The organism is uncultured Moraxella sp. (genome assembly GCF_945873075.1).
GTDB lineage: Bacteria > Pseudomonadota > Gammaproteobacteria > Pseudomonadales > Moraxellaceae > Moraxella.
Genome location: NZ_CAMCBS010000002.1, coordinates 140,426 through 146,631 on the forward strand (window position 1 = coordinate 140,426; position 6,206 = coordinate 146,631).

At 47.3% G+C, this 6,206-nt stretch carries 7 protein-coding genes and 2 tRNA genes; 1 reads left to right on the forward strand and 8 read right to left on the reverse strand.

The annotated features are described in order from the left end of the window. Window positions 1-120 precede the first annotated feature (120 nt). The 8 genes from Q0N89_RS01335 to Q0N89_RS01370 form a co-directional block, all read right to left on the reverse strand. A tRNA-Ser gene (locus tag Q0N89_RS01335) sits at window positions 121-211 on the reverse strand. A 39-nt stretch (window positions 212-250) separates the two neighbouring features. Further along, window positions 251-341, reverse strand: a tRNA-Ser gene (locus Q0N89_RS01340). Between the two features lie 141 nt (window positions 342-482). Beyond that, window positions 483-1,268 carry a YdcF family protein gene (locus tag Q0N89_RS01345; protein ID WP_294033015.1) on the reverse strand — a complete coding sequence of 262 codons (786 nt, stop codon included), beginning with the start codon at window positions 1,266-1,268 and terminating at the stop codon, window positions 483-485. After that, the gene (murB, locus tag Q0N89_RS01350) at window positions 1,252-2,328 is read right to left on the reverse strand and encodes a UDP-N-acetylmuramate dehydrogenase (RefSeq protein WP_294033016.1); all 1,077 of its coding nucleotides are present in this window, start codon (window positions 2,326-2,328) and stop codon (window positions 1,252-1,254) included. The genes Q0N89_RS01345 and murB overlap by 17 nt, the downstream gene beginning before the upstream one ends. Window positions 2,329-2,423: 95 nt before the next feature. Then, window positions 2,424-2,903 carry a low molecular weight protein-tyrosine-phosphatase gene (locus Q0N89_RS01355; RefSeq protein ID WP_294033017.1) on the reverse strand — a complete coding sequence of 160 codons (480 nt, stop codon included), beginning with the start codon at window positions 2,901-2,903 and terminating at the stop codon, window positions 2,424-2,426. Between the two features lie 170 nt (window positions 2,904-3,073). After that, window positions 3,074-4,144 (reverse strand): tRNA pseudouridine(13) synthase TruD, encoded by a 1,071-nt coding sequence (gene truD, locus Q0N89_RS01360; protein ID WP_294033018.1) that lies wholly within the window; start codon window positions 4,142-4,144, stop codon window positions 3,074-3,076. Window positions 4,145-4,190: 46 nt separating this feature from the next. Then, the gene (locus Q0N89_RS01365; RefSeq protein WP_294033019.1) at window positions 4,191-4,754 is read right to left on the reverse strand and encodes a DUF1543 domain-containing protein; all 564 of its coding nucleotides are present in this window, start codon (window positions 4,752-4,754) and stop codon (window positions 4,191-4,193) included. A gap of 14 nt (window positions 4,755-4,768) precedes the next feature. After that, window positions 4,769-5,407 carry a tetratricopeptide repeat protein gene (locus Q0N89_RS01370; RefSeq protein WP_294033020.1) on the reverse strand — a complete coding sequence of 213 codons (639 nt, stop codon included), beginning with the start codon at window positions 5,405-5,407 and terminating at the stop codon, window positions 4,769-4,771. A gap of 165 nt (window positions 5,408-5,572) precedes the next feature. On the opposite strand from Q0N89_RS01370, the gene Q0N89_RS01375 reads away from it, so the two are divergent. Then, window positions 5,573-6,206, forward strand: a 634-nt coding sequence (locus Q0N89_RS01375) for a homocysteine S-methyltransferase family protein (RefSeq protein ID WP_294033021.1), incomplete at its 3' end; no start/stop codon positions are given.

Sequence of the window (6,206 nt, forward strand, 5' to 3'; positions counted from 1 at the left end):
TGTGGTTATCAGGTGGCTAAATGTGGCTAAGATGGCTATAAACTGACACAGTGATAAAAAGTGGAATAATACATATCAAAAACCCCAGTCGAGCGATATAGCGACTGGGGTAATGAATAATGGCGGAAGCTGAGAGATTCGAACTCTCGGTGGGCTATAAACCCACGCCGGTTTTCAAGACCGGTGCATTCAACCGCTCTGCCAAGCTTCCTAAAGCGGTATATTGTCAAGCTGACAATCAAAAAAATAATGGCGGAAGCTGAGAGATTCGAACTCTCGGTGGGCTATAAACCCACGCCGGTTTTCAAGACCGGTGCATTCAACCGCTCTGCCAAGCTTCCAATGCGTCGTATTATATAGAAAATTTTACCAAATGCAAGTGATTTTGGTGAAATTTTTGGGAAAATTTTTATAAATCGGTCAAAATTCCCCATCAAAGCCATCGCCATGTAGGGCGTAGGTAGTGCATTAGGCTTTTGTGATTATGATGGCTGATTGTCAAGCGATGACAAAAACAGCTTGGGCTTGCGTCTTGGGGTGCTGATTTCTTCTAGGCTGATTTTATCGCTGGTTCGGCAGTTGTCTTGGGGTGCGACGATATCTCGTGCCAAAGCTGCTATTTCATAGATGGTACGGCGAGTGTGGATTAGGTTGTCTTTGGGCTTAAGCCAGCTTGGGGCTATCGCAAGTGGCGCATCAATGGCGATGGTGGCAATACCTACTTGGGCAAACTGCCTGCGTGCTCGAGCCATGTGGTAGCGGTCTGTGACCAGATACACGGTCTTGGGCAGTTCGTGATGGGCGATGAGTTTGGCACTAAAGATGGCATTTTCGCAGGTATTCATACTGGCGTTGTCGCTGATGATGACTGCTTGTGCGCCAAGTTTTTGATTGAGATAATCCATCAGCCACGGCGACTCTGCACCACTGGTGATGATGGTATGTGCGTGTGCTTGATATGCTTTGATGGCTGCATCGGCACGGCTTTGGCTGTAGTGGTTGAGTATGATTTGACCGTCGTTATCTTTAGTCAGACCACCGCCAAGCACCACGATGGCTGATGCGTCATCGACTGCCTTAGGCAGGGTGATGGCAGAATACAGTGATAATAATCCACTACCCACAGTGGCAAAAATCGGCGTCACGACCGAGACTGCACCGATGACAATGACGACACCACCGATACCAAGCGCACAAGCAAGCTTGCCAAGTATGCGCCGCCGCTTAGATGGCTTAGACGGCTTTGGTGAGTTAGATGTAGCTACCATCGGCATTGACCCAGACAGGTTCACGCACGAGCGTGATGCCAAATTTGTCATGCACGGTGCTGATGATGTGGTTCGCCGCTGCCTTGATGTCGTCTTGGGTGGCGGTCAGTGGTGCATGATTGGTCAGTACCAGTGCTTGCTTGGCGTGGGTGAGAATTGGCTCAATACCTTTGCCTTTAAGCCCTGATTGGTCAATCAGCCAACCTGCTGGCACTTTGGTCTCATCATCGCTGACAGGATAAGATGGTATGGTTGGATAACTGCTTTGTAGTGCCAAAAACTGCTCGGTTGGGATGACAGGATTTTGGAAAAATGACCCGCAATTTGGCAAGATGGCAGGATTGGGTAATTTGGATTCACGAATGGCGATGACCGCTTGATAGACATCGAGCGGACGGATGATTTCACGATTATCATCATGGGCAAGCGATAGGGCGTGTGCGTGCAAATCGCCATAGCCTGTACGGGTGATGGTTGGGTTTTTGTGCAGGCGTAGGGTGATGGCGGTAATCAGATAGCGGTTTGGCTCATCCTTAAAGATGCTATGACGGTAGCGAAATTGGCAGTCATCACGGCTAAGCGTGTGAAATTCGCCCGTCGCCCATTCATAGACCTGTACGCACTCAAGCACATCTTCTAGCTGTACGCCATAAGCGCCGATATTCTGCACAGGTGCAGCACCGGCAAGACCCGGAATCAGTGCCAGATTCTCAAGTCCATACCACCCTTGATGCGTGCAATGCGTGACCAGCTCATGCCAATTCTCGCCTGCCATCACTTCAAGCAGGATATACTCATCAGTCTCATCAACGATGCGCTTGCCCATCATGCGTGGCAAAATCACGGTGGTATCAAGCCTACTCGGTAGCAATACATTGCTTCCACCTGACAGCACAAACCAAGAATCACCAAGCTCAAGCTTGGGCAGTGCATCAGCATCATGAATGATGATGGCAGTATCAGCCACACAGCGTAACGCCATGGTATTCAGATGTGATAGGTCGTATTGATGACAAATTTGATAACTGTCTTGATAACTGTGTTGATGAGTGTCTAACATGATTGCTACTTATAAAATAATCGCACGGGCGTATGCAAGCATTATAATGACTTGCCATCTGCCTGTAAATAGTCGCACCTAAATAATAACAAATCTCATATACGACTGTGCCATGTCGCAAGATAACTATCAGCGATCCGCTCTAAATGTGCAAACATCGCCACAAAATCCGCTTCATCACCATAATAAGGGTCAGCAACCGCCTTGCCCGTCGGGTCAAATAACTGCAACTTTGCCACCGTGCGACCATCGGCATTTTGCATGGCTTGGTTGTGTAGCTTGGTCAGATTTGCCAAATTGCTGTGATCCATTGCATAGATTTGGTCAAATTCATAAAAATCTGCCACGCTCACTTGTCTGGCTCTTAGGGTGGATAAATCATAGCCAAGCGATTTGCCGACTTTGATACCCCGAGTGTCGGGCGGATTGCCCGTGTGATAATTGGCAGTGCCTGCCGAGTCTAGGCGAATGGGCAGGCGTGCATTGGCAATCTTCGCTGCCATCACCGCTTCGGCAGCAGGTGAGCGACAGATATTACCAAGACAAACAAATAAAATACTGGTGGGATAATGCATAAAAAAATCCTGTTTGGCGGTTATTGTGCTTGCAAATGGCTGTAATAGCTTTATAATAAAATTGCGAGCTTGGGGAACGATTGTGCCATTATTGGTATAATCCTCAAGACACATCATCTGAATAAGCCTGTCCATTTTTTGGATGGGCTTATTCTTTTTTCTACCGTAAGTCATGAATGAGATGGGCTCTGATTCACTAGCTCATCCACCACCGCCGATAGCACGACGGTGGCAAATGCCCCTTTTGGTAGCTCAAAATCCAGCACCAACGACGCATCATCTGCCCATCGCCAAGTAAGTAACCGCACCAATAGGCGTAAGGGGCGATAGCTGATTTTGGCATCAATCTTTTGCAATCCTTGACAAAATACCGCAAAGTCATCACGGCTAAGCACGGTATCATACAGGCGTGCGACATCATTGCTGTGCTTGGGCGTGCCTGTGCCATGCATCGGGGCGGTGGGGTGAATATCACCACTATTTAGGCGAGCATGGATGTCATCATCAATATCAGCGACAAAGATTGACCCTGTGCCATTGAGATTAAACACATCACCATCAAGTGCCGTTTGCCAGCTGCCATCAGCCACACGAGCATCAAGCATAGCATTAAATAACACACTGCGAGCGGTCGAAATCAGCAGGCTATCACGCTCGGCGGTTTTCTTGTTTGGGCGGTAGGGCTTGGGGCTGGCTAGGATTTTGTCAAAAAACTGCTTGGCTTTCTCGGTATTTTTGCCATCATTACCAAATCGCTGTTCGCCAAAATAATTTGGCACCCCGCCGGTTTTGATTTGGTTTAGCCTGTCATCGATGGCTGATTTGTCACCTGTGATGGCTCGCAGGGTGATGGTGAAATGATTGGATTTGTGCGTACCACGACCTAGCTTGCGATTGTGCCAAGCCTGCTTACCAATCTCGGCGGATTCGCCATCATGCAGATGTGGCTTGATAAACTCGCTAAAAGGCGTACTTGGCACAGCTTTGGTCGGCAGGCGGATGCTGAACCACTGATGGGTGATGGCGTGGCGGTCTTTTAGCCCCGAATAGCCGACATCTCGCACAGGCACACCTGCCCAGTCAGCAAGCAGGCGGGCGACATAGGCGGTGTTTAGATTGACTTTGGTGATATATAGCCACAGATGTTCGCCGTCGTGAGTGTGCTCGATGGCAAGATTTTCGGTGACGATAAAGTCAGCAGGCGTGGCTTTATAAATCGCTTGGCAGATGGGATGGGTCATGGTGTCGCTCGGTCATGCTTGATAAAATGGCTTAGCGAGCATTGTATCACACAAACAACTTCTTCGGCAGATAGCCAATCACCATCTCATCAGCTATTGCCGTTCTATCTGCGGTGATACGCAGGCGGAAGCGGTCTTTGAACGCTTGGGGTAGCACATCACTGACATTGTGAATTTCATCAATATCCACGCCGTATTTATCATCGATATGCGATGTCGCCCGAGTATTAGCAATATTAAACTCTTGATAAAACTCACTTTGTTTGGCGATGGCGGTCGCTTGGTGGATGCTGTCGGCGACGATGAGTAGCTTGTGATGATATTCTTCAAAGTGATTGGGCTTGTAGCCACCGAGATTGACAAAGTACAGCTGTTTGTTAGATGGCACATCAGGCGTACTGTGCTTATCGACGACTTCGATACGATAGCCATCGACGGCGGTGACTGCACGATAGGCATCCAAGTGCCAAATGTCCTTAATCTCCGCCCAAGCTGATTCAAAATGCGGTATCAGCTCACGCACATCATCAGCGATACCAAAGAAAATATCGTGCTGTTCAATCAGCCGACCCTTTGGTGTAGCACCGATTTTTAGCATATATAGATACATGGTTTACCTTATTATTAAAAACCCTGTTGGTTGAGTGCGTGATATTTATAACAACTCTCTTGGTAGCTATTATCACAAGCTTTGCTATACCATTCTTTGGCAAGAGAGTAGCTTTGGCGAACGCCCCAGCCATTATAGTACATATTGCCAATATTATTTTGAGCGGTGGCGTGATTTTGGGCAGCGGCTTTAGCATACCAATTAAAGGCTTGTTTATAATCTTGGTGGATGCCATTGCCATTTTCATACATTGTACCAAGGTTGTTTTGCGCAAAAGCATATCCTTGATTAGCTGCTTTGGTGTACCACTCTATCGCCTTGTGATAATCTTGTGGTATACCTTGACCTTGAAGATATATTTGTCCAAGATTATATTGAGCAATAGCATCCCCTTGATTGGCGGCTTTGGTGTACCACTCGGCTGCCTTTTGATAATCTTGCTGCACGCCTTGGCCTAAACTATACATTGAACCAAGACGCTGTTGAGCGTATTTATCCCCTTCTTCTGCTGCTTGTTTAAAATAAGGAAATGCCTTTTGATAACTGTCTTTAGTGTCTTGAATGATATAATACACGCCTTTATCATAGGCAGTATTTGCCATCACCGACATCGACAGCACCATACCCATCGCCAAAGTAGCTAGCTTTTTCATCGTTTTACACTCCATCAAAAGATTGATTACTATTTATCTAGTATAACAATTTCCCCATCATTTGCCAACGAAACCACATCGACAAAAATTACAAAAACTTAGCCATCATCACGCCATAAAACTGCTATAATAACCCCATTTTATTTGCCAAATTTTGGAAAAATCATGAGTGTATCAGCCAATAACAACACCACACATAAGCCACACAATCCTGATAATTTTATCCGCACGCCACAGGGCGAATTTGCTTATCGAGATGCCCAAAGCACCAATAAAGCACGCTTGACAGCGCTTTTAAAGAAGCGGATTTTGTTCCTTGATGGGGCGATGGGTACAGAGATTCAGAATTATAAACTCACCGAAAGCGACTATCGGGGTGCTCGTTTTGCCGACATCACGAACGATGTCAAGGGTAATAATGACCTACTAGTCCTGACACAGCCTGACATCATCAGCGCCATTCACAAAAGCTATCTGGAAGCTGGGGCGGACATCATCGAGACCAACAGCTTTAATGGCACGCAGATTTCGATGGCGGATTATCACATGGAGCATCTCACCTACGAGATTAACCGAGAAGCTGCCCGCCTAGCTCGCCTAGCCTGTGATGAATACAACGCCAAAACCCCTGATAAGCCCCGCTTTGTCGCTGGTGTCATCGGTCCGACTTCTCGCACTTGCTCCATCTCGCCTGATGTCAATGACCCCGCGTTTAGGAATGTGACCTTTGATGAACTGGTGGATAACTACACCGAAAGTACGCTGGCACTGATTGACGGTGGGGCGGACATTATTTTGA